General features: G+C 62.0%; 23 protein-coding genes. 17 read left to right on the plus strand and 6 right to left on the minus strand.

Annotation, left to right across the window (positions count from 1 at the left end):
• Positions 1-19 precede the first annotated feature (19 nt).
• Genes SKTS_RS00100 through SKTS_RS00110 form a run of 3 tightly spaced genes read left to right on the plus strand, consistent with a single transcriptional unit; the run spans position 20 to position 2,111 of the window.
• On the plus strand, positions 20-358 hold the full coding sequence (locus SKTS_RS00100) for a DUF2782 domain-containing protein (protein WP_173058568.1): 339 nt from the start codon (positions 20-22) through the stop codon (positions 356-358).
• Positions 359-389: 31 nt separating this feature from the next.
• On the plus strand, positions 390-1,343 hold the full coding sequence (locus tag SKTS_RS00105) for a homoserine kinase (RefSeq protein WP_173058573.1): 954 nt from the start codon (positions 390-392) through the stop codon (positions 1,341-1,343).
• 3 nt (positions 1,344-1,346) lie between these two features.
• Complete coding sequence (locus SKTS_RS00110) at positions 1,347-2,111, plus strand: BPSS1780 family membrane protein (RefSeq protein ID WP_173058576.1); 765 nt, start codon at positions 1,347-1,349, stop codon at positions 2,109-2,111.
• A gap of 15 nt (positions 2,112-2,126) precedes the next feature.
• Here the strand turns inward: SKTS_RS00110 and uvrD are convergent, their stop codons facing one another.
• Together uvrD and SKTS_RS00120 are read right to left on the minus strand one after the other, a co-directional pair.
• Positions 2,127-4,271: a DNA helicase II gene (uvrD, locus tag SKTS_RS00115; protein WP_173058579.1), complete on the minus strand. Its 2,145-nt coding sequence runs from the start codon at positions 4,269-4,271 to the stop codon at positions 2,127-2,129.
• Between the two features lie 75 nt (positions 4,272-4,346).
• The gene (locus SKTS_RS00120) at positions 4,347-5,237 is read right to left on the minus strand and encodes a phosphoribulokinase (RefSeq protein WP_173058582.1); all 891 of its coding nucleotides are present in this window, start codon (positions 5,235-5,237) and stop codon (positions 4,347-4,349) included.
• Positions 5,238-5,390: 153 nt separating this feature from the next.
• Between SKTS_RS00120 and leuS the strand changes: the two genes are divergently transcribed.
• The 9 genes from leuS to rng are packed head-to-tail and all read left to right on the plus strand — an operon-like array spanning position 5,391 to position 14,213.
• Entirely contained in the window at positions 5,391-7,853 is a 2,463-nt protein-coding gene (gene leuS / locus SKTS_RS00125) for a leucine--tRNA ligase (RefSeq protein ID WP_173058585.1), read from the plus strand.
• Positions 7,854-7,859: 6 nt separating this feature from the next.
• Positions 7,860-8,336: an LPS-assembly lipoprotein LptE gene (locus tag SKTS_RS00130; RefSeq protein ID WP_173058588.1), complete on the plus strand. Its 477-nt coding sequence runs from the start codon at positions 7,860-7,862 to the stop codon at positions 8,334-8,336.
• A 7-nt stretch (positions 8,337-8,343) separates the two neighbouring features.
• Complete coding sequence (gene holA, locus SKTS_RS00135; RefSeq protein ID WP_173058591.1) at positions 8,344-9,348, plus strand: DNA polymerase III subunit delta; 1,005 nt, start codon at positions 8,344-8,346, stop codon at positions 9,346-9,348.
• A 30-nt stretch (positions 9,349-9,378) separates the two neighbouring features.
• Positions 9,379-10,635 carry a glutamate-5-semialdehyde dehydrogenase gene (locus SKTS_RS00140; protein WP_173058594.1) on the plus strand — a complete coding sequence of 419 codons (1,257 nt, stop codon included), beginning with the start codon at positions 9,379-9,381 and terminating at the stop codon, positions 10,633-10,635.
• Positions 10,613-11,284, plus strand: coding sequence for a nicotinate-nucleotide adenylyltransferase (gene nadD, locus SKTS_RS00145; RefSeq protein ID WP_173058597.1), 672 nt, complete (start codon positions 10,613-10,615; stop codon positions 11,282-11,284). The genes SKTS_RS00140 and nadD overlap by 23 nt, the downstream gene beginning before the upstream one ends.
• Positions 11,285-11,292: 8 nt before the next feature.
• The gene (rsfS, locus tag SKTS_RS00150) at positions 11,293-11,652 is read left to right on the plus strand and encodes a ribosome silencing factor (RefSeq protein WP_173058600.1); all 360 of its coding nucleotides are present in this window, start codon (positions 11,293-11,295) and stop codon (positions 11,650-11,652) included.
• A gap of 9 nt (positions 11,653-11,661) precedes the next feature.
• Positions 11,662-12,132 (plus strand): 23S rRNA (pseudouridine(1915)-N(3))-methyltransferase RlmH, encoded by a 471-nt coding sequence (rlmH, locus tag SKTS_RS00155; RefSeq protein ID WP_173058603.1) that lies wholly within the window; start codon positions 11,662-11,664, stop codon positions 12,130-12,132.
• 15 nt (positions 12,133-12,147) lie between these two features.
• On the plus strand, positions 12,148-12,768 hold the full coding sequence (locus tag SKTS_RS00160) for a Maf family protein (RefSeq protein ID WP_173058606.1): 621 nt from the start codon (positions 12,148-12,150) through the stop codon (positions 12,766-12,768).
• Positions 12,765-14,213: a ribonuclease G gene (rng, locus tag SKTS_RS00165; protein ID WP_173058609.1), complete on the plus strand. Its 1,449-nt coding sequence runs from the start codon at positions 12,765-12,767 to the stop codon at positions 14,211-14,213. The genes SKTS_RS00160 and rng overlap by 4 nt, the downstream gene beginning before the upstream one ends.
• A 4-nt stretch (positions 14,214-14,217) precedes the next feature.
• On the opposite strand, the gene SKTS_RS00170 is transcribed toward rng, so the two are convergent.
• From SKTS_RS00170 to proC, 4 genes are read right to left on the minus strand one after another with little or no spacing between them, the layout of a single operon-like run.
• On the minus strand, positions 14,218-16,155 hold the full coding sequence (locus SKTS_RS00170; RefSeq protein ID WP_173058612.1) for a dynamin family protein: 1,938 nt from the start codon (positions 16,153-16,155) through the stop codon (positions 14,218-14,220).
• Complete coding sequence (locus tag SKTS_RS00175) at positions 16,152-16,460, minus strand: DUF167 domain-containing protein (protein WP_173058615.1); 309 nt, start codon at positions 16,458-16,460, stop codon at positions 16,152-16,154. The genes SKTS_RS00170 and SKTS_RS00175 overlap by 4 nt, the downstream gene beginning before the upstream one ends.
• The gene (locus SKTS_RS00180; RefSeq protein WP_173058619.1) at positions 16,453-17,022 is read right to left on the minus strand and encodes a YggT family protein; all 570 of its coding nucleotides are present in this window, start codon (positions 17,020-17,022) and stop codon (positions 16,453-16,455) included. The genes SKTS_RS00175 and SKTS_RS00180 overlap by 8 nt, the downstream gene beginning before the upstream one ends.
• 2 nt (positions 17,023-17,024) lie before the next feature.
• On the minus strand, positions 17,025-17,837 hold the full coding sequence (gene proC, locus SKTS_RS00185) for a pyrroline-5-carboxylate reductase (protein ID WP_173058620.1): 813 nt from the start codon (positions 17,835-17,837) through the stop codon (positions 17,025-17,027).
• A gap of 131 nt (positions 17,838-17,968) precedes the next feature.
• Here proC and SKTS_RS00190 point away from each other — a divergent pair, with 131 nt between their 5' ends.
• The 5 genes from SKTS_RS00190 (at position 17,969) to SKTS_RS00210 (ending at position 22,771) form a co-directional block, all read left to right on the plus strand.
• The gene (locus tag SKTS_RS00190) at positions 17,969-18,685 is read left to right on the plus strand and encodes an ABC transporter ATP-binding protein (RefSeq protein ID WP_173058622.1); all 717 of its coding nucleotides are present in this window, start codon (positions 17,969-17,971) and stop codon (positions 18,683-18,685) included.
• A 90-nt stretch (positions 18,686-18,775) separates the two neighbouring features.
• On the plus strand, positions 18,776-19,696 hold the full coding sequence (gene pbpG, locus SKTS_RS00195; protein WP_173058624.1) for a D-alanyl-D-alanine endopeptidase: 921 nt from the start codon (positions 18,776-18,778) through the stop codon (positions 19,694-19,696).
• Positions 19,657-21,015, plus strand: coding sequence for an MFS transporter (locus SKTS_RS00200; RefSeq protein WP_244617398.1), 1,359 nt, complete (start codon positions 19,657-19,659; stop codon positions 21,013-21,015). Before pbpG ends, SKTS_RS00200 begins: the two co-directional genes overlap by 40 nt.
• Before the next feature lie 21 nt (positions 21,016-21,036).
• Entirely contained in the window at positions 21,037-22,272 is a 1,236-nt protein-coding gene (locus SKTS_RS00205; protein ID WP_173058626.1) for a cation:proton antiporter, read from the plus strand.
• 88 nt (positions 22,273-22,360) lie between these two features.
• The gene (locus SKTS_RS00210; RefSeq protein WP_173058628.1) at positions 22,361-22,771 is read left to right on the plus strand and encodes a DUF1924 domain-containing protein; all 411 of its coding nucleotides are present in this window, start codon (positions 22,361-22,363) and stop codon (positions 22,769-22,771) included.
• Position 22,772: the final 1 nt, after the last annotated feature.

Below are 22,772 nucleotides of genomic sequence, written 5' to 3' on the forward strand. Positions count from 1 at the left end.
CTTCCTCTTAGGAATTGTCATGCGCCGTTTGATCCCCCTTTTGATGCTGTGCGCCCTTCCCGCCTTCGCGGACAAGGCCGCCACCCCGTCAGGCCTGCAGCCCCTGCCCGAGCCTCCTGCGCCGCCGCCCGGTTACGAGCCTGATCCATCCCTGGAGCCGCAAGTGACCATCACCAAGCGCGGCGAGGACAAGGTGGAAGAGTTCCGCATCCACGGCAAGCTTTACATGATGAAAATCACGCCTCCCCACGGTGTGCCTTATTACCTGATCGACGAACAGGGCACGGGCCGCTTCGTGCGTCAGGGCGAGGTGAGCCCCGGCGTCATGGTGCCGATGTGGTTGCTGAAATCTTTCTAGGTTGATTGCAGCCCCCGGGGCTGATTATGACATGTCCGTTTTTACCACCGTCACCGACGCGCAGCTCGAGCTTTGGCTAAAAGGTTATGCCCTAGGTTCCTTACAGGACCTGCAGGGCATTTCGGCCGGCATCGAGAATACCAACTACTTCGTCACCACCAGCCACGGCCGTTTCGTGCTGACTCTGTTCGAGAAGCTCGGCGCCGACGAACTCCCCTACTTCATCAACCTCATGGCGCACCTTGCGCATCACGGCATCCCCTGCCCGGCGCCGGTAGCCAATCTGCACAATGGCTACCTGGGGGAGCTCAACGGCAAGCCGGCGTGTATCGTGAGCTGCCTGGAAGGCCAGTCCCTGCAGGAGACCACGCCGCATCACTGCCGCGAAGTGGGTGAAATGCTCGCCGCGATGCACCTGGCGGGCCGTACCTACCCCGCCCAAATGCCCAATCCGCGCGGCCCCCACTGGTGGCAGACCACCGCTCCGCAAGTGATGCCCTTTCTCGATGCCGAGGATGCCGCCCTGCTGGCGGAAGAGTTGCGCTTCCAGTCGCTTTACCGCTTCGAAGACCTGCCGCGCGGCGTGATCCATGCCGACCTGTTCCGCGACAACGTGCTGTTCAAGGGCGACAGTGTCGGCGGGCTGATCGATTTCTATTTTGCCTGCAACGATGTCTGGCTTTACGACCTGGCGATCACCGTCAACGACTGGTGCGTCAATGCCGGGGACGGTACGCTGGACCGGCAACGCATGGCCGCCATGCTCGAGGCGTATCACGGCACCCGCCCGCTGAGCGCGGTCGAGCGCGGCGCCTGGCCGGTGATGCTGCGCGCCGCGGCCCTGCGCTTCTGGCTGTCGCGCCTCTACGACTTCCATTTTCCGCGCCCGGGCGAAATGACTTTCGCCAAGGACCCCAAGCACTTCCGCCGTATTTTGCAGCACCACGTCAGCCACCACGACGCGCTGCAGCAGATGTGGGTGTGATCCATGACTGAGATCACGACGGCACAACACTTGCAGCCGCGCACGGTCGATGTGGCGCAGGGGTGGCGCTGGATCGCCGCGGGTTTTCGTCTGTTCGGCAAGAATCCGCAGATATGGATCGTGTTCTTCCTGATTTATCTGGTGGTCGAACTGGTGCTGGCGGTATTTGTGCCGGTCGTCGGTGCGATCGCTTCGGCCCTGCTCGACCCCATCTTCCTCGCCGGCTTCATGGCGGGCTGTCGCGCGCTGGAACTGGACGAAGAGCTGGAAATCACCCACCTGTTTGCCGGTTTTAAAGCCCATGCGCGTCAACTTGCGACGCTGGGCGGGCTTTACCTGGGCGGTAAAATCCTCATCGTCATGCTCGCCATGGGTGTGACCAGCGTGCTCTACGGGCCTATGGCACCGCTGGAACTGGACAAGCTGGATGCCGCCGACCCCGCCCTGCTTCCGCTCCTGATGCAGTATATGGTCATGGGCGTAGTGGTGATGGCTTTGTTGTTGCCGCTGCTTATGGCTTACTGGTTTGCCCCGGCCCTGGTGCTGTTCGACGGTCTGCCGGCCAAGCAGGCGATGAAACTGAGTTTTGCCGCCTGTCTGCGCAATGTCCTGCCTTTCACGCTGTACGGGGTGATCGGCCTTGTCCTTTTCGTGCTGGGCTCGATCCCGCTCGGCCTCGGCTTGCTGGCCGTCATTCCTGTGCTGTTCGCGACTTCCATCTACACGGCGTACCGCGATATTTTCGTGGCGGTAAGCGAGGAAAATTAAGCCGGATTATCCGGATTAAGAAGCTTCCAGCTTGGCGTACTCCAGCGCCAGCCATTTCACACCGGCGTGGCTGAAGCTCACCTGCACTCGCGCATCCGCGCCGCGCCCCTCGCTGTTGATGATGATGCCCGGCCCGAACTTGGGGTGGGAAACCGCCTGGCCGATATGCCAGCCCGATGCGCCAGTCGCAGCGCTGCTCGCTGCCGGCTGCTGCATGGGTTGCGCTGCCCCGCTGTGGTTGATGCGTTTGAGCAATTGCGGCGGCAGCTCTTCCAGGAAGCGCGAGGCGATGCCATAGCGCAGCTGTCCATGCAGCATCCGGCTGTCGGCAAAGCTGATATACAGCCGCCGCCGTGCGCGGGTGATGGCGACGTACATCAGGCGCCGTTCTTCTTCCACGCCGTCGCGCTCCTTGGCGGCATTCTCGTGCGGGAACAGCCCTTCTTCCAGCCCGCTGATGAACACGGCATGAAACTCCAGACCCTTTGCGGCATGCACGGTCATCAGCTGCAGCGCTTCCTGCCCCGCCTCCGCCTGGTGTTCGCCGGCTTCGAGCGAGGCATGCGTCAGGAATGCGGTGAGCGCGTCGGGCGCCCCATCCACGTCTTCCGCCGAGTGTTCGAGCTCGAATCCGGCCGCGGCGTTGATCAGTTCGTTGAGGTTTTCCAGGCGGTCGGCGCCCTCCTTCTCGCTTTTGTAATGCGCGACCAGGCCGCTGTGGTCCAGCATGTGCTCGACCTGCTCAGGCAGGGGCAGCGCCGCGCATGTTTCGCGCATGCTTTCGATCAACGCGGTGAACGCGCTGATGGTGGCGCCGGCCTTGCCGCTCATGCGCTTGAGCTGCGCCGCCTGCCACAGGCTGATACCTTCGCTGCGGGCGATTTCCTGCAAGGACTCCAGGCTGCGCGCGCCGATGCCGCGGGTAGGAAAATTGATCACCCGGAGCAATGCGCCGTCGTCGTTCGAGTTGCCGATCAGGCGCAGGTAAGCCAGCGCGTGCTTGATTTCCTGGCGCTCGAAGAAGCGCAGCCCGCCGTAGACGCGGTACGGCACCGCGGCGTTGAACAAGGCGTGTTCCAGCACGCGCGATTGCGCGTTGGAGCGATACAGCAGGGCGATGCCGGAGAGCGGAACGCCTTCGCGCTGCAAGGCTTTCACCTCGTCCACGATGAAGCCGGCTTCCTCGTAGTCGGAGTGGGCCTCGAAGACGCGGATCGGCTCGCCTGAACCCTCCGCCGTCCACAGGTTCTTGCCCAGGCGGCTCTGGTTGTGGCGGATCAGTGCGTTGGCGGCGTCGAGAATGTTGCCGTGCGAGCGGTAGTTCTGCTCCAGGCGAATCACTTTTTCGACCTGGAAATCGCGCTCGAAATCGGCCATGTTGCCCACGCGCGCGCCGCGGAAGGCATAGATCGACTGGTCGTCGTCGCCTACCGCGAACACCGCGGCTTGTTCCCCCGCCAGCAGCTTGAGCCACTGGTATTGCAGGTGGTTGGTGTCCTGGAATTCGTCTACCAGGATGTGGCGGAAACGGCTCTGGTAGTGCTGGCGCAAGGCGGTTTCACGCTGCAGCAGCTCGTAGCTGCGCAGCAGCAGTTCGGCGAAATCGACTACCCCCTCGCGCTGGCATTGCTCGTCGTAGGCGGCATAGAGCTCCCGCTGCTTGCGCGAGTAGGGGTCGAAAGCCTCGACCATGTGGGCGCGCAGCCCCTCTTCCTTGCAGCCGTTGATGAAATGCTGCAACTGCTTGGGCGGGTATTTCTCGTCGTCCACGTTGAGCGCCTTGAGCAGGCGCTTGATGGCGCCCAGCTGGTCGGCCGAGTCGAGGATCTGGAACAGGGCCGGCAACCCGGCTTCGCGGTGGTGTGCGCGCAGCATGCGGTTGGCCAGGCCGTGAAAGGTGCCGATCCACATGCCGCGCGTGTTGATCGGCAGCAGCGCCGCGAGGCGCGCGAGCATTTCCTTGGCCGCCTTGTTGGTGAAGGTGACGGCGAAAATGCCGCTGGGGCTGGCCAGGCCGGACTGGATCAGGTGGGCGATGCGGGTGGTGAGCACCCGCGTCTTGCCGCTGCCGGCGCCAGCCAGGATCAGCGCGGATTCATGGGGCAGGGTAACGGCGGCGAGCTGTTCCGGGTTGAGTCCGCGTAGCAAGGGTGTGGTCATGGTTTCGCCAAATAATAAGGCCGGGAAATTCCCGGCCTCGTATACATTTCCGCGTGGCTTTTCAGTTGCGCGAAATCAAGATTTTTTCTTGTTCTCGATCAGGTTGTGGATGAGCGGGGAAAGAATCACTTCCATCGCGAAACCCATCTTGCCGCCGGGCACCACGATGGTGTTGGGGCGCGACATGAACGAATCGTGAATCATGTTGAGGTAATAGGGGAAATCCACGCCCTTGGGGTCGCGGAAGCGGATCACCACGAAGCTCTCGTCAGGCGTAGGGATGTCGCGGGCGATAAAGGGGTTGGAGGTGTCCACCGTCGGCACGCGCTGGAAGTTGACGCAGGTGCGCGAGAACTGCGGCGTGATGTAGTTCACGTAGTCGGGCATGCGGCGCAGGATGGTGTGCACCGTCGCTTCTGCCGAGTAGCCGCGCTCTTTGGCGTCGCGGTGAATTTTCTGGATCCACTCCAGGTTGACGATCGGTACCACGCCCACGCCCAGGTCTACGTGCTTGGCGGCATCAACAGTGCCGTTCTGGACCAGGCCGTGCAGGCCTTCGTAAAACAGCAGATCGGTGCCCTTGGGGATATCTTCCCAAGGCGTGAATTCGCCGGCCTTCAATTTGGTGCCGAGGCGACCGTTCTGGTCCGCGGCTTCGGCATCGGAGTGAATGTAATAACGTTTCTTGCAGGTGCCGGTTTTGCCGTAGGTCTTGAACATTTCCTCGATCTTGTCGAAGTGGTTGGCTTCAGGACCGAAATGGCTGAAATGCTGGTTGCCGGCTTCTTCCGCTTTTTTCGAGGCTTCCTTGAACTCCACGCGCCCGAGTGAGTGCATGCTATCGCCTTCTACCACGCCGGCCGTGATGTCTTCGCGGCGGAAAATGTGCTCGAACGCGACTTTGACGGTGGTGGTGCCTGCGCCCGACGATCCGGTGACGGCGACGACTGGGTGTTTCTTGGACATGGTTTGGAATCCCCGAAAATAATTGATCTCGAATGCTCAAGTATAATCGTGACATGGCACTCTTGTCACTATGCCCACGCGATGCCGGGCAGATGTGGGCTGACGATTTCAGCGTATAATCATCAGCTTTTCTGTCGGCTATTTTCAAGAATCATGGAAAACCTTTATAACCCCGCCGAAGTCGAGCAGCGGGCACAGCAGCACTGGGATGCGACCCAGGCGTTCAAGGCCGAGGAAATTCCCGGCAAACCCAAGTATTACTGCCTGTCGATGTTCCCCTACCCTTCCGGCAAGCTGCACATGGGCCACGTGCGCAACTACACCATCGGCGACGTGCTGTCGCGCTACCACCGCTTTCAGGGCTTCAACGTGATGCAGCCCATGGGCTGGGATGCCTTCGGCCTGCCCGCCGAGAATGCGGCCATCGCCAACAAGGTGGCGCCCGCCGCCTGGACTTATTCCAACATCGACTACATGCGCGGCCAGCTGAAGAGCCTCGGTCTGGCGATCGACTGGACGCGCGAGCTCGCCACCTGCAAGCCGGACTACTACCGCTGGGAACAGTGGCTGTTCACCAAGCTGTTCGAAAAGGGCCTGATCTACAAGAAAACCGCCGCGGTCAACTGGGACCCGGTGGACTGCACCGTGCTCGCCAACGAGCAGGTGATCGACGGGCGCGGCTGGCGCAGCGGTGCGCAAGTGGAAAAGCGTGATATCCCGATGTATTTCATGCGCATCACCGCCTACGCCGACGAGCTGCTGAGCGAACTCGACAACCTGTCCGGCTGGCCGGAGCAGGTGCGCACCATGCAGAAAAACTGGATCGGCAGAAGCACTGGCGTGCGCTTCGCCTTCCCCTACGAGTTGGACGGCAAGCAGGAAAAGCTCTGGGTTTACACCACCCGCGCCGACACCATCATGGGCGTGACTTTCTGCGCCGTGGCCGCCGAGCATCCGCTGGCTGCCCATGCTGCGAAGAACAATTCCGCGCTGGCCGCCTTCATCGAAGAATGCAAGCACGGCAGCGTGGCCGAGGCCGATCTTTCCACCATGGAAAAGAAAGGCATGGCGACGGGCATCAGCGTCACTCACCCGCTCACCGGCGCACAGGTCCCGGTGTGGGTCGGCAACTACGTGCTGATGAGCTACGGCGAGGGCGCGGTGATGGCGGTGCCGGCTCACGACGAGCGCGATTTCCACTTTGCACAGAAATACGACTTGGCGATCAAGCAGTCCATCCAGGTCGGGGAAGAAAGCTTTTCCACCGCAGACTGGCAGGAGTGGTACGGCGACAAGGAAAATGGCGTCTGCATCCATTCTGGCAAGTACGATGGCCTGAATTACGAGCAGGCGGTGGACGCCATCGCCGCTGACCTGAAAGCAAAAGAGCTCGGCGACAAGCAGGTGCAGTACCGCCTGCGCGACTGGGGCATTTCGCGCCAGCGCTACTGGGGTTGCCCGATCCCCATCATTCATTGCGCGACCTGCGGCGACGTGCCGGTGCCGGAAAAGGACTTGCCGGTGGTATTGCCGGAAGACGTGACCATCGACATCGGTTCGCCGATCAAGAAAATGCCGTCCTTCTACGACACCACCTGTCCCAAGTGCGGCGGCAAGGCGGAGCGCGAGACCGACACCATGGACACTTTTGTCGAGTCTTCGTGGTATTACGCCCGTTTCGCCAGCGCCGGACAGGATAAGTCCATGCTCGATGAGCGCGCCAATTACTGGCTGCCGGTGGACCAGTACATCGGCGGTATCGAGCACGCCATCCTGCATTTGCTGTACGCGCGTTTCTTCAACAAGCTGATGCGCGACGTCGGGCTGGTGGAATGTTCCGAGCCGTTCACCCGGTTGCTGACCCAGGGCATGGTGCTGAAGGACGGCACCAAGATGTCCAAGTCCAAGGGCAACACCGTCGACCCGCAGGCCCTGATCGACCAGTACGGCGCCGACACGGCGCGCCTGTTCATGATGTTCGCGGCGCCGCCGGAGCAGAGCCTGGAATGGTCGGACGCCGGCGTGGAGGGCGCGTTCCGCTTCCTCAAGCGGCTGTGGAAGGCGGTCCACGAACACGTCGAGACGGGCGTGGTCGAGGCCTACGCGGGCGGCGTGTTGTCTGCCGAGCAAAAGGCGCTGCGCTTCCAGCTGCACGCCACCATCCAGAAAGTGAGCGATGACTACGGTCGCCGCCAGCAGTTCAACACCGCCATCGCAGCGGTGATGGAACTGATGAACGCGCTGGCCAAGGTTGACGACGTCAGCCCGGTCGGCCGCGCGGTGCAGCAGGAGGCGCTGGAGGCCGCAGTGCTGCTGCTCGCGCCCATCGTGCCCCATATCTGCCAGACCCTGTGGGCGGCATTGAAGCCGGGTGCGGACCTGCTGCAGGCCGCCTGGCCCGGCGTCGACGAAGCCGCGCTGGTGCAGGACGAAATCGAACTGATGCTGCAGGTCAACGGCAAGCTGCGCGGCAATATGAAAGTCGCAAAGTCCGCAGGCAAGGACGAAATCGAGAAGTTAGCGCTTGCCAACACGGCCGTGCTCAAGTTCATCGAGGGGCAGGCCGTGAAAAAAGTGGTGGTTGTTCCGGGCCGTCTGGTCAACGTGGTGGTGTAATTTTATATGAAAAAACTCCTTATCCTGGCGCTGGTCCTGATGCTGGGCGCCTGCGGCTTTCAATTGCGCGGCGCGGCGCAGCTACCGTTCAAGTCGCTTTATGTCGAGGGCGGGGGTAGTGCGCTAGGCGTGGATTTACAGCGCGCATTGCGCTACGGCAGCAATGTGCAAATCGTCGATAGCAAGGGCGAAGCGCAAGCGGTGTTGCAGGTGCTGGGCGAAAGTCGCGAAAAGCGCATTCTTTCTATCGGCTCGAATGGACGGGTAAGCGAATACGTGTTGTTCTACCGACTTTCCTTCCGCTTGCACGACGGCAAGGGCAAGGAACTGTTGCCCGCCCAGCCGCTCGAACTGAAACGCGACATTTCCTTCAACGACGCCCAGGTGCTGGCGAAGGAGCAGGAGGAGGCGATGCTGTACCGGGACATGCAGGGCGATGCGGTGCAGCAGATCATCCGACGCCTCAACGCGGTCAAGATATAGCTTTACCATGCGCCTCAAGCCGGAACAGCTTGATCAACATTTAGCCAAGGGGCTGCAGCCGCTTTACCTGGTGTTCGGCGATGAGCCGCTGCTGGCCCAGGAAGCGGCGGATGCGATTCGCGTCCGGGCGCGCCAGGAAGGCTGCGCCGAGCGCGAAGTATTCACGGTGGAGCGCGGCTTCAACTGGCAGAACCTGTTGACCAGCGGCAACAGCATGTCCCTGTTCGCTTCCCGCCGCCTGGTGGAAATCCGCATCCCGTCGGGCAAGCCGGGCAACGACGGCAGCCAGGCGCTGCAGGAGTATTGCGCGCGGCTTCCCGCCGATACCGTCACCCTGTTGGTGTGCCCCAAGCTGGACAAGGCGGCGCAGGCGGGAAAATGGTTCAAGGCCATGGAGCAGGCCGGCGTGGCGGTGGGCGTGTTCCCGGTCGAACGCGCCCAGTTGCCGGCATGGATCGGGGCGCGGCTGGCGCGGCAGAACCAGCGTGCCGAGCCGGCCACGCTGCAGCTGCTCGCCGACCAGGTCGAAGGCAATCTGCTGGCGGCGTTTCAGGAAGTGCAGAAGCTGGCCTTGCTGTTTCCCTCCGGCATGCTGAGCTTCGAGCAGGTCAAGGAATCGGTTGCCGACGTGGCGCGCTTCGATGTTTTCAAGCTCGGGGATGCGCTGCTGGCAGGCGATGTGGCCCGGGTAAGCCGGGTGCTCGACGTGCTGCGCGGCGAGGGGGAAGACCCGGTGCTGATCCTGTGGGCATTGACGCGCGAAATCCGTACCCTCGCCAAGCTGCGCGGCGGAATGCGGCGCGGTGGCAGTCTGCCGCAGCTGATGCGCGACGCCTGGATCTGGGAGGCGCGGCAGCGGCTGGTGGAGCAGGCGGTGAAGCGCACCAGCGAGGCGCGCCTATTGCAGGGGCTGAAACGGGCGGCTGGGATTGACCGCATGATCAAGGGCCTGGCCAAGGGCGATGTGTGGGATGAGCTGTTGCAGCTAGGCTTGACCACGGCCAAGGTTTAATCTTGTCTAAATAGTGAGTTGGAGAATCCGATGGACGTCAAAGCATACATGCACAATCTTGGCCAGCAGGCGCGGGCGGCTTCGCGCGCCATGGCCAAGGCCGACACCAACGCCAAGAACATGGCGCTGACCATGATGGCACGGGCAATCCAGCGCGACAGCGCCAAGCTGTTGGAAGCCAATGCCAAGGATCTGGCCGCGGCGAAAGCCGCCGGGCTGGACGCGGCCATGCTCGACCGGCTCGCCCTGACGGAAAAAGGCGTGGCGGGGATGGCCGAAGGCCTGCTGCAGATCGCAGCATTGCCCGACCCGGTGGGCGAAATCACCGGCCTGAATTACCGCCCTTCCGGCATCCAGGTGGGCAAGATGCGCGTGCCGCTGGGGGTGATCGGCATCATCTACGAAGCGCGCCCCAATGTGACGGCGGACGCCGCCGGCCTGTGCCTGAAATCCGGCAACGCCTCGATCCTGCGCGGCGGCTCGGAAGCAATCCATTCCAACCAGGCGATCGCCGCTTGCGTGCGCGAGGGGCTGGCCGCCGCCGGTTTGCCGGAAACGGCGGTGCAGGTGATCGAGACCACCGACCGCGCCGCGGTGGGAGAGCTCATCACCATGCGCGAATTCGTCGACGTGATCGTGCCACGCGGCGGCAAGGGACTGATCGAACGCCTCATCGCCGAGGCGCGCATCCCGGTGATCAAGCACCTGCACGGCGTGTGCCACGTCTATATCGACGACAAGGCCGACCTCGCCAAGGCGGTGAAAATTGCCGACAACGCCAAGACCAGCCGCTACGGCACCTGCAATACCATGGAAACCCTGCTGGTGGCGCAGGGCGTGGCCGGCCAGGTGCTGCCGCCGCTGAGCAAGATCTACCTGGACAAGGGCGTGGAACTGCGCGGCTGCGCCGCTTCCCGTGCCATCGTGCCGGCCATGAAGGAAGCCACGGAGGAGGACTGGCATACCGAATACCTCGCGCCGATCCTCTCGGTGCGCGTGGTGGCCGACCTGGATGCGGCGATCGAGCATATCAACACCTACAGCTCCCAGCACACCGAGTCCATCGTCACGGAAGATTACACGCGCGCCCGGCGCTTCCTGCGCGAGGTGGACTCCAGCTCGGTCATGGTGAACGCTTCCACCCGCTTCGCCGATGGTTTCGAGTATGGGCTCGGCGCGGAGATCGGCATTTCCACCGACAAGATTCACGCTCGCGGCCCGGTGGGGCTGGAAGGGCTGACGTCGCAGAAATTCATCGTGCTGGGTGACGGCCACGTCAGAGGTTAATCCGGTGCGGCCGGTCGGCATCCTCGGCGGCACCTTCGATCCGATCCACTTCGGCCATCTCCGGCTCGCGGAAGAACTGGCGCAGCAGCTCGATCTCGCCGAGGTGCGCTTCATCCCATCCGGCCGACCCTGGCACCGCGATGCGCCCGGCGCGACGCCGGAGCAGCGCCTGGAGATGGTGCGGCTGGCCATTGCCGGCAACCCCCGCTTTCACCTGGATGGGCGCGAGGCCAGCAGCGGTGCGCCCGGTTACACGGTGGAAACGCTTGCCAAGCTGCGCCAGGAACTGGGCGCAGCCCAGCCGCTGTGCCTGCTGCTGGGCGCCGACGCTTTTCTCGGCCTGGCGACCTGGCATCACTGGCGCGAGCTGTTCAAACTGGCCCATATCGCGGTGGCACAGCGCCCCGGTTTTCCCCTGCAGGCGGCGCAGATGGGAGACGAGCTGAGGGCAGAAGCCGAAAGTCGCATGAGCAGCGATCCGCGTGATTTGCAGGCCACTCCTTGCGGCAAGGTGCTGGCCTGTCCGATCCCTCCGCTCGACATCTCGGCAACCAGCATCCGCTCTGCCGTCAAGGCCGGGAAAAGCCCGCGCTATTTGCTCCCCGACGCAGTTGTCGATTATATTCAAACCCATCATTTGTACCGCTAAGGAAAGCAATGGAACTCGAAGCAATGAAGCAGGCCGTGGTGGCCGCCCTGGAAGACATCAAGGCAAAGGATATCGCGGTGCTGGATGTGAAGCACCTCACCAGCATGACCGATTGCATGATCATCGCCAGCGGCGACTCCAATCGCCAGACCCGGGCTTTGGCCAATAATGTGATCGTCAAGCTCAAGGAACAAGGTGCCGAAATGATCGGCGTCGAGGGCGAGGACAGTGGGGAATGGGTGCTGGTGGATTTCGGCCAGGTAGTGGTGCATATCATGCAGCCCACCATTCGCGAATACTACAATCTCGAGCAGTTGTGGGGCGGCGTCGAAGCGTCGCGGCGTCACCATCAGCCGGCAGCGGGCTAGTTCCTTGCGATGAAGCTGTGGATTCTGGCGGTCGGCAACAAAATGCCGTCCTGGGTCGAAGAGGCGTTCGGCGAATACGCCAAGCGCATGCCGCGCGAAGCGCGCATCGAACTGGTGGAAATCAAGCCGGAAAAACGCGCCGGCGGCAAAACCGTCGAGCAGATGCAGGAGGCCGAGATGACGCGCATCCTGGCGGCGCTGCCTGCTGGGGCAAACCACGTCATGCTGGATGAGCGCGGCGGCGAAATGACCACCCTGGAACTGGCCGGCAGCATGAAGGCATGGCTGCAGGACGGGCGCGATGTGGCTTTCGTCATCGGCGGCGCGGACGGACTTCATCCCGCGCTACGCCAGCGTGCCGGGAAGCTCTGGTCCCTGTCGCGCCTCACCATGCCGCACGGCCTGGTACGGGTGCTGCTGGCGGAACAGCTTTACCGCGCCATGTCGGTGATCCAGAATCACCCTTACCACCGCGAATAAATGAGCTCTTAAGTCATGGCCAACAATCCTCACCAGACCATTTACCTGGCCTCCGCCAGCCCGCGGCGGCGCGAGTTGCTGAAGCAGATCGGGGTGCGCTTCGAAGTGTTGCTGCTGCGCAACCACCCCTCGCGCATGGATGTCGACGAGACGCCGCATGGCGACGAGAATCCGCGCGATTACGTGCTCCGTCTGGCGCGCGCCAAGGCGGAAGTGGGCAGCATGGCGTCGCGCGCCCGGCATTTGCCGGCTTATCCCGTGCTGGCTGCGGATACTAGCGTGATCCTGGACGGACAAATCATCGGCAAACCGGCCGACCGTGTTGACGCCGAGAGCCTGCTGGCCCGCCTGGCGGGACGCAGCCACGAAGTGCTTACGGCGGTGGCGATGTCTTTCGAGGAGCGGGTTGAAGTCGAGCTTTCCGTCTCCACTGTAGAGTTCATGCCAATCGACGCGCGCCGCATCAGGCAGTATGTCGCCAGCGGCGAGTCTCACGACAAGGCCGGCGCATACGCCATTCAGGGCCGTGCGGCGGCATTTGTTTCGCGTCTCGAAGGAAGCTATTCCGGCGTGATGGGGCTGCCGCTGTTCGAAACCACGCAACTATTGCAAAAATTCGGTATAGAAGTGCTATGAGCGAAGAAATCCTGATCAACGTTACGCCGCAGGAAACCCGAGTGGCGGTGCTGCAGCAGGCCGTCGTGCAGGAGCTGCATGTCGAGCGGGCCAGCGCGCGCGGCCTGGTGGGCAACATATACCAGGGACGGGTGTGCCGCGTGTTGCCCGGCATGCAGTCCGCTTTTGTGGAAATCGGCCTGGATCGGGCTGCATTTCTTCACGTTGCCGATATCTGGTGCGCCCCGGGCGAGGAGCCGCGGCCCATCGAGCGCCTGCTTTACGAAGGCCAGACCCTGATGGTGCAGGTCTTCAAGGACCCATTGGGGACCAAGGGGGCGCGTCTCTCGACCCAGATCGGCCTGGCGGGGCGTTTCCTGGTCTTTCTGCCGCAGGAAACCCATATCGGCATTTCGCAGCGCATCGAGGATGAGGCCGAGCGCGAGATGCTGCGCGACAAGCTGCAGCAACTGCTGCCCGATGCCGAACACGGCGGCTTTATTATTCGCACCATGGCGGAAACGGCGAGCGACAAGGAGCTGCTCGCCGACATCGAATATCTGCGCAAGTTGTGGAGCGACATTCAGGTCGCGGCCAAGGGCGCTGCGCCGAAAACCATGCTCTACCATGATCTGGACCTGCCGCTGCGCGTGCTGCGCGACTTCGTCACGGAAGAAACCGACCGCATCGTGGTTGATTCACGTGAAACATTTTCGCGCATGCAGTCTTTCGCCGGCGAATACACCAGCACCGTGGCGGAAAGGCTCTCGCATTATCAGGGCGAGCGCCCGCTGTTCGACCTGCGCGGGGTGGAGGACGAGATCGAAAAAGCGCTGGCGCGACGGGTGGATCTGAAATCCGGCGGCTATCTTATCCTCGACCAGACCGAGGCGCTGACCACGGTGGACGTGAACACCGGCGGTTTCGTCGGCGGGCGCAATTTCGACGACACCATTTTCAAGACCAATCTCGAAGCGGCGCAGACTATCGCGCGCCAGTTGAGGCTGCGCAACCTGGGCGGCATCATCATCGTCGACTTCATCGACATGGACAACGAAGAGCACCAGGCTGCCGTGCTGGCAGAATTCAAGAAAGCCCTGAGCAAGGACCGCGCGCGCATCACGATCAACGGGTTTTCGGCCCTGGGCCTGGTGGAAATGACGCGCAAGCGCAACCGCGAAAGCCTTGCCCATGTGCTGTGCGAACCTTGCCCGATATGCCAGGGGCGCGGCGAGCTGAAAACGGCGCAGACGGTGTGCTACGAAATCCTGCGCGATTTGCTGCGCGAAGCGCGCCAGTTCGATGCGCGCGAATTCCGCATCCTGGCGTCGCAACAGGTCATCGACATGTTCCTCGACGAGGAGTCGCAGAGCATGGCCCAGCTGGGCGACTTCATCGGCAAGCCGATTTCACTCCAGGTGGAGAGTCAGTATTCGCAGGAACAGTACGACGTGATTCTGATGTAAGGCTTTACGCGGCAGCGCTGTTTTGCTGCGGCCGCGACTGTTCGTGGATTTTGCAACGGATATTGTCGATGGCCTCGTTCTGCTTCAGCAGCGCGGCCTGGCGTTGCACCAGATCCTTGATGCGTTCTTCCAGCGTGTCGATGTTGTCGTGAATCTGCTTCACAGTGGCGACACGCCGTTCGATCTGCGCCTTGTAGTCATGAATCTGTTTCATCAGCGGCGCCAGCGCGGCTCTTAACCACGAATCGCATTCCCCGCGCGCCTGCTCGAACACGCCGTCGGCGGAAGCCACCAGTCCGGTGTAGAACTTGCGCACGAGAAAATGCTTCTCGGTCATGATGTTGAGCGGGTCGTTGCAGAAGTCAGTGGTTTGCTGAGCCAGGTCGAGCAGCCCCTGGCGCGCGCGTTCCAGGCCCAGCGGCGGCGGCGAGAGCTGCTCGAAGCCGTGCTGCTCGTGGAAACGTTTGTAGGCCGCGTCCACCAGGCCCTTGATCTGCCCGGCATGGTGATGGATCTTGTCGAACTGCTGGGTGGCCTGGCCGAACAGCGATTGCATGCTGCGCAGCAGGCCGTTGGTGGTCCAGCTACCTTCGATGGCGCTGCGGCTCTTTCCCAGCATTTCCGCCAGCCTGTCGCTATCCAGGCTGGCAATGAGCGCCCTGCCCTGCTGGGAGATCACGCCGCGGGTGATGTTGAAGCTTTTCACGGTCTGCTCGTAGAGCATCTTGTCCGCCTGCACCTTGTCCAGCAGCTTCTTGATGACTTCGCGGTTCTTGCCGGTCAGCGCCGTCAATTCCTTGAGCTCACGGCGCACGGCGGCCAGTTCGCCGCGCACGCCCTGGTGCGACAGCTCCACCATGGCCCCGATGTCCTTTTTCACGGCGGCGCGCAGAATCTGCTGCTTGGCAGGGATGACATGGTTCGCCAGCATGCTTTCGACCGCCTGGATGCCGCTCTTCTTCAATAACAGCTCATCGCCGCGCACTTTTGCCAGCAGCGCTTTCTGCGCGGAAACGGCGAGCACGTTGGTGAGTGGCAGTTCGAGCAAGCGCGCGGTATCTTCCAGCTGCTTGCTCACGCTGGCCTGAATCACTTCCCAGGGCTTGAGGTCGTCCCACAGGATATCCACCTTGTTGAGCACGGCGAGTCGATGGGGGACGAATTTCTGGATGTACTTGTGCCAGATGTCCATGTCGGACTTGGTCACGCCGGTGTCCATGGCGAGCAGGAACAGCACCGCATGGGCGTTGGGGATCATGGAGAGGGTCAGTTCCGGCTCGGTGCCGAGGGCGTTCAGGCCCGGCGTATCGAGTATCACCAGGCCGCTCTGCAGCAGCGGGTGCGGGTAATTGATGAGGGCATGGCGCCAGGCGGGGATTTCCACCGAGCCATCGGGATGCACCATGTCCTTGAGGTCGGGGTCGCTATCGTCCCACAGCCCCAGGGCCTTGGCGTCGTTCATCGATACGTGCTTCTTTTGCGCCACGCTGTGCATGGCCTTCAGCATTTCGTTCTGGTCGTCCAGGTTGAGGCGGATTTTGCTCCATTCGACTGGCAGGCGCTTCAGCGCGGCGATGCTTTCCTCGCGGTAGCGCGTTTCGATGGGCAGCAAGCGGATGTAGGGCTCTTCGCTGGGGTCGCAAAAGATTTCCGTGGGACACATGGTGGTGCGACCGACGTCGGAAGGTAACAGGCGCTGCTTGAAATCGGAGAAAAACAGGGCATTGATCAACTCGGTCTTGCCGCGCGAAAATTCGGCCACAAAGGCCAGCACCAGGCGGTCCTTCTTCAGGCTTTCGACCACGTCGAAAATGCGCAGCGATTGCTGGGCATCCACTTCGCCCGCGCTGTCCAGCCACGACTGGTAGGCGCCGATCGCGGCCACGAGTTCGTCGCGCCACTGGCGATAATGTTCGACTTCGGACTGGAGCTGCACGCTCATGCTTTCCCCGTTACCAGTAAATCTTCCGCGCTGCGGCTTGAGCCTTGAATTTCCACGACTTTCCGCCTTCCGCTCGTGCCCTGCCTAATTATCACTCGGCTTGCCGGCACGTCAAATGCTTTCTTGAGAAACTCCACCAGCCTGGCGTTGGCCTGGCCTTCCACCGGCGCGGCGCCGATCTTGATCTTCAGCGCGCCGTCGTGGATGCCGGCGACTTCGGTGCGTTTGGCGCCGGGCTGGACGTGTAGCGTCAGGATGATGCTCTCGCCGTCGCGGCGGTACCAGGTTTTCGCGTTGTCAGACAAGCTGTACTGCGAGCTGTTCGAGCCAGGCGATGGGCAGCATCAGGATCAGCTGACAAATCAGGATCAGTACCAGGGGCGACAAGTCGACGTTGCCGATCGGCGGAATGATGCGCTGCAGCGGCCGCAGGAACGGCCATGCCAGGCCGCCGGCGAGGCTGTTGAACCAGTGGCGCGGCTGAACCCAGCTCAGCACGGCCGAGATGATGACGGTCCAGATCAGCAGGTTGACGCTCAAGGACAGCAGCTTGACCGCGGCCAGAAAGGCCAGCCCGCCCAGCGCGACGGGAAACGCGGCGCTGTGGCCCAGCAGCCAGAAGGTCGTGGTGACCAGCAGGATTTCGCTTAGCCACGCCGCCAGCAGCGAAGCCATATCCCATCCCAGCAAACCGGGAACGATGCGGCGCAGCGGCTTGACGGCGAAATCGGTGGCCGCCAGCAGGAACTGCCCGACCGGGTTGCGGAACGGTGCGCGCAACAGCTGCATGTAGAAGCGCAGGAGGAAAGCGCCCGCGACCAGAGACAGCAGGGTGTCGAGCAAGAATAGCAGGGCCTGGTTCAGCATGTTTATTCCTTTCCGAGAGCGTCGCCCAGCTCGCGGGAGCGCACTGCTGCAGCATGTATGGCCTGGACGATGGACGCCTTGATGCCGGCGTCCTCCATGGTGCCCAGTGCCCGCTCCGTGGTGCCGCCCTTGGAAGTGACCCTGGCGCGCAGGGTGGCGGCGTCCTCGTCGCTCTGCGCGGCCAGCCTGGCGGCGCCGAGGAAGGTTTCCAGGGTGAGCGTGCGCGCCTGCTGGGGAGAAAAGCCGAGTTCCGTGGCGGCCGCCTGCATGGCTTCCATGAAATAGAACACATAGGCCGGGCCGCTGCCGGACACGGCGGTAACGGCGTCCATCTGGCTTTCCTCTTCCAGCCACAGCGTGCTGCCGACGGCCTGCAGCACGGTTGCGGCCTGCTCGCGCTGTGCCGTGGTCACTTCGGGCAAGGCGTAAAGCCCGGTCATGCCGGAAGATACCATGGCAGGGGTGTTGGGCATGGTGCGCACCAGCTGGCGGTAGCCGCCCAGCCAGCGGCTGAGATCGTTCGCGCGTACCCCGGCCGCGATGGAAATCACCAGTTGTTGCTGCAACAGGGGCGCCAGAGTCGCTGCCACGCCGTGCAGCTGCTGCGGCTTCACCGCCAGAACGATGACGTCGCTGGCGGCTGACGCGCTGCCCAGCTCGGCAAAGGTCTGCACTTGGTAACGGGCGTGCAGGCTTTGCAGATTTTCGGGCGAAATATCCACCACGCAAATGCTCGCCCCCTTGAAGCCCTGTTTGATCAGGCCGCCGATCAGGGCCGAGGCCATGTTGCCGCCGCCGATGAAGGTAATGTTCATAGCTGTGGAGTCCGCTGCGTTAAGATGCCGGAATTATAAAGCGTTCCATGCTTTCCCATGAAAAACTTCCGGGGATGATGCGCTGGGCATGCGCTGCCTTATGCCCTTCTGTGATAAATTTATTCGCCTATATGTCCGCGCCCGCACTTCACTTCAAGCAGCTCAGCAAAGCCTACGGCAAGAGTCCCGTTCTGCAGGGTGTCGACCTTGCGGTCCAGCCCGGCGAGTTTTTCGGCCTGGTCGGCGTTAATGGCGCGGGCAAAACCACCCTGCTCAAATGCCTGCTGGATTTCTCGGAGCCGGACAGTGGCAGCATCGAGATTTTTGGCCGCAGCCACCGCCAGCATCAAGCGCGGGCAACGCTGGCCTTCGTGCCGGAACGCTTCACGCCGCCTTCCTACCTTACCGGCAAGGATTTCCTGAATTACATGCTCAGGCTGCGCGGCCAGGCGTACGACCCGTCCCAAGTCGAGCGCATGCTGGACGCCCTGGATCTCGATCCGGCCGCGCTTGGCAAGCCAGTGCGCACTTACTCCAAGGGTATGACCCAGAAGCTCGGCCTGGCGGCGTGCTTTCTCAGCGAGCGCCCGCTCTCCCTGCTCGACGAGCCGATGAGCGGCCTCGACCCCAAAGCACGGGCGCTTCTCAAGCGTCAGTTACAGCGTCTCAAGGCGCAAGGCCATACGCTGTTCTTCAGCTCCCACACGCTGGCGGACGTGGAAGAAATTTGCGACCGCATGGCGATCCTGCACCAGGGCGCGTTGAGATTTGTCGGCACCCCTGCCGACTGCTGCCGCCAATTCGCCGCGGCCAACCTGGAGCAGGCGTTCATGAATTGCATCGCTTGACTGACGAAAATCATATTTTCAGAAAACATTAAACTAATGTAATATCTTAACGTTATAATTGTTTATTAAAGCGCATATGAAGGATCAGTCATGAAAGCGAAATGGTTCATAGCCTGCGTGCTGCTTTCCTCCTCGATCGCCGTTGCGGCGCCGGTTCACAAGAAAATTCGTCATCACAAGGCCGTCAAGCCTCACGCCGTGAAAATGGTGAAGGGTCACGCGAAAAAAGTGGCGGCGGTAGAAGAAATCGGTCCGCTGAAGCTGGCCTCATCCGTTGCCATGATCGTCGACCAGTCGAGCGGCACGACCATTTATTCGCACAATGCCACCAATCAGGCACCCATCGCTTCCATTACCAAGCTCATGACCGCCATGGTATTGCTGGACGCGAAGCTGAATATGGCCGAGCCGATCACGGTGGCGGAAGACGATGTCGATTCGCTGCGCAATTCCGGTTCCAGGCTTCACGTAGGCACAACCCTGTCGCGCCAGGAAATGCTGCAAATCGCGCTGATGGCTTCGGAAAACCGTGCCGCGCACGCGCTGGCCCGCACCTATCCTGGCGGTACGGCGAATTTCGTTACCGCCATGAATCGCAAGGCAGCCGAACTGGGCATGACCCACAGCCGTTTTGTCGACCCGACCGGGCTGCATTCGGAGAACGTTTCCACCGCCGAGGATCTGGTGAAAATGGTCAAGGCCGGCCATGACTACGAACAGATTCGCGCAATAACGACGACCGAAGCCTATGACGTCGTTCAGGACAACGGTCGGCTCACGCCATACAAGAACACCAACGCGCTGGTGAAAAGCCCGTCGTGGGACATCGGCCTGTCGAAAACCGGTTTCATCAACGAAGCGGGGCGTTGCCTGGTGATGCAGGCCAAAATCGCCAGTCGCCCGGTGATTATCGTGTTGCTTGATTCGTGGGGCAAATACACCCGTATCGCCGACGCCAACCGCGTCAAGAAATGGCTGGAAGCAAGCCGCTCTACCGCGCCACGCCTCTAGTCACCGTCTGTAATCCTTCCGTGCTGAATCCACAACAGCGGCGCGCCATGCGCCGCTGGCGCTGGGGAGCTTTTCTTCTGCTGGCGCTGGCCTACGTGCTGGCCTACTTTCACCGCCTCGCTCCGGCTGCCATCGCCGCTGAACTGCAACTCGCCTTCCACGCCAGCGGCGCAGTGCTGGGCGGCTTGGCCGCAATATATTTCTATGTCTACACGCTGATGCAGATTCCCACCGGGGTCTTGGTCGACACCTTGGGCGTGCGCAAAATCGCGACGTTCGGCGGCCTGGTGGCAGGCCTGGGTTCGATCCTGTTCGGTCTTGCCGATACCTTGGTGTTTGCGTCCATCGGGCGATTCCTGGTCGGGCTGGGCGTGTCGGTGATATTCATCGCCATCATGAAATTGAATGCGATGTGGTTTCACGACCGCCATTTCGGTACTGTCGCCGGTTTCACCATACTGCTCGGCAACCTCGGCGCGGTGTTGGCGGCGTCCCCCTTGGTGTGGGCGCTGAGCTTCGTTTCATGGCGCAGCATATTCGTGGCAGCTGGTGGGCTCTCCCTATTTCTCGGCGCGCTGACCTGGTTCCTGGTGCGCAACCATCCGGGCGAGGCGGGCTTTCCCTCCATGCGCGAACTGGATGGACAACCGCCCCACATCCCTCATGGGGGGCACTGGTACGACGCGCTGGTGCGGGTGGTGAAAAACCCGGCGACATGGCCCGGCTTCTGGCCCAATCTCGGCATCGGCGGCACGTTGTTCACCTTTGCCGGGCTGTGGGCAGTGCCATTCCTGCAGGATGTTCACGCCATGTCGCGCCCCCTGGCTGCGGCGCATACCAGTCTGCTGCTGGCAGGCTTCGCTTCGGGTGCGCTGTTGAGCGGAATGGCGTCGGATCGCCTCGGCCGCCGCCGCCCGATCATGCTGGCCGGCATCCTGCTGTATCTTCTGTGCTGGCTGCCGTGGCTGGCGATGGTGCGCATGCCGTTATTTGCGAGCCTGCTCCTGTTCTTCGCCATGGGAGTCGGCGCTTCCGGCTTCACCCTGAGCTGGGCGATCGCCAAGGAGGTAAACCCCCCTGCCCTGTCCGGCATGGCTACGAGTGTGGTGAATACCGGCAGCTTCCTCGGCGCCGGCCTGCTGCAGCCGTTGATCGGCTGGGTGATGGACTTGGCCTGGGATGGTAAACTCAGTGCGGGCGTGCGCGTCTATTCGGCTTTCAACTACCAGGTCGGGTTGGCGATCCTGCTGCTGTTTTCCCTGGCGGGACTGGTCGGGGCCGTGAAGTCCCGCGAGACCTATTGCAAGCATGTAACTTGATTCATTACTGAGAGTTGAACCGTGGAATCTTCTGCTGCTATCGAATTGGCAAAACACATCCTGTTGGTGTTCGGCATCATCCTCGCCGTGGGGACCTTTTCCGGCCTGCTGGCCCGGCTGATGCGGGTGCCGGACGTCGTGGTGTTCCTGCTGGTGGGCATGCTGCTTGGCCCTGGCGTGCTGGGGCTGATCGACATCAAGGCCGATTCCTCCATCAACCAGCTGATCCTGATTTTCGGTTCGAGCTACATCCTGTTCGACGGCGGCGCCTCGATCCGCCTCAAGGTGCTCAAGGAAGTGTGGATCTCCATCACCGTTCTTGCCACGATCGGCGTCCTGATAACCGCCGCGATCACCGGAGTGGCCGCTTACTACATCCTCGGCGTGCCGATGATAGTGGCGTTGTTGCTGGGTACGGTGATCGCCTCCACCGATCCGGCCACCCTGGTGCCGGTATTCCGTCAGGTGAAAATCAAGGAGCGGGTGGCGCAAACCGTGATGACGGAGTCCGCATTCAACGATGCCATGGGCGCCATCGTGACCTTTACCGTGCTCGGGGTGGCCATGGGTGCTGGCGAGTTTTCGGCCGGCGACGCCGTGTTCGACCTGCTCAAGCAGTCCCTGCTGGGTATCGCTATCGGCGGGGTGCTGGGCTACCTGGCGGCGATGCTGATTTCCCACGAGCGCTATGGTTTTCTGGCCGAGTACGCACCGGTGGTGACACTGATGGCGGTGATCGGCGCTTATATGAGTGCCGACGGCCTGCACTCGAGCGGTTTCATGGCGGTGTTCGTGTTCGGCATCATGCTGGGTAACCAGCAGACTTTCGGTTTCAAGCCGGAAAAACACGACGAGCGCATTCTCGAGGATTACATCATGACCACCGCGCTGATCATGCGCATGTTCATCTTCATCCTGCTCGGCGCCCAGGTCGATTTCGCCCTGATGAACCAGTACCTGCTGGCCGGCGCCACGGTGGTGGTGATCTTCATGCTGGTGGCGCGCCCGGTGACGGTGTTCCTGTGCGCCGGCCCGGATCGGCGCGCCAAATGGAGCCGCAACGAGTTGCTGTTCATGTGCTGGACGCGCGAAACCGGGGTGATCCCCGGCGCCCTGGCCGGCCTGCTGCTGGGCATGAAGGCACCGGGTGCGGAGATCATCGCCTCGGTAACCTTCATCGCCATCCTCATGACCATCCTGATCCAGGCCACCACCACCAAGTGGCTGGCAGGCAAGCTCGGTTTGCTGGTGGAGTGAGGGCCGGCAACCAGGGTTGCCCATCATAAGCTTCCCTTAAGAATCGAGCGGTACAGTTCTCCCCAGATCATTAACCAGGAGAACCACCATGAGCCGCTTATTCCTTTCCTGCCTTTGCCTGTTTGCTTCGGGGGCGGCACTAGCCGCACCCGCCGACCTGCTGCAGGGCTATGAGATGCAAGCCAGACAGGCGAACCCGCAATTCCAGGCTTTTTCCGCCGCGCGCGGCGAGCAGTTCTATCACGCCAAACGCACCCACAGCAACGGCAAGTCGGTCAGTTGTGCCGCCTGCCATAGCGACAACCCCAAGGCGCTCGGGCGCAATGAGAAGACCAGCAAGGAAATCCTGCCCATGGCGCCTATCGCCAACAAGGAACGCCTGAGCGACCCCGCCAAGGTGGAGAAATGGTTCAAGCGCAATTGTCAGGACGTTATGGAACGCGCCTGCACCGCCCAGGAAAAGGGCGACTTTCTTGCCTACCTGCTGTCGATCAAATAGG

Source organism: Sulfurimicrobium lacus, assembly GCF_011764585.1.
Classification (GTDB): Bacteria; Pseudomonadota; Gammaproteobacteria; order Burkholderiales; family Sulfuricellaceae; genus Sulfurimicrobium; species Sulfurimicrobium lacus.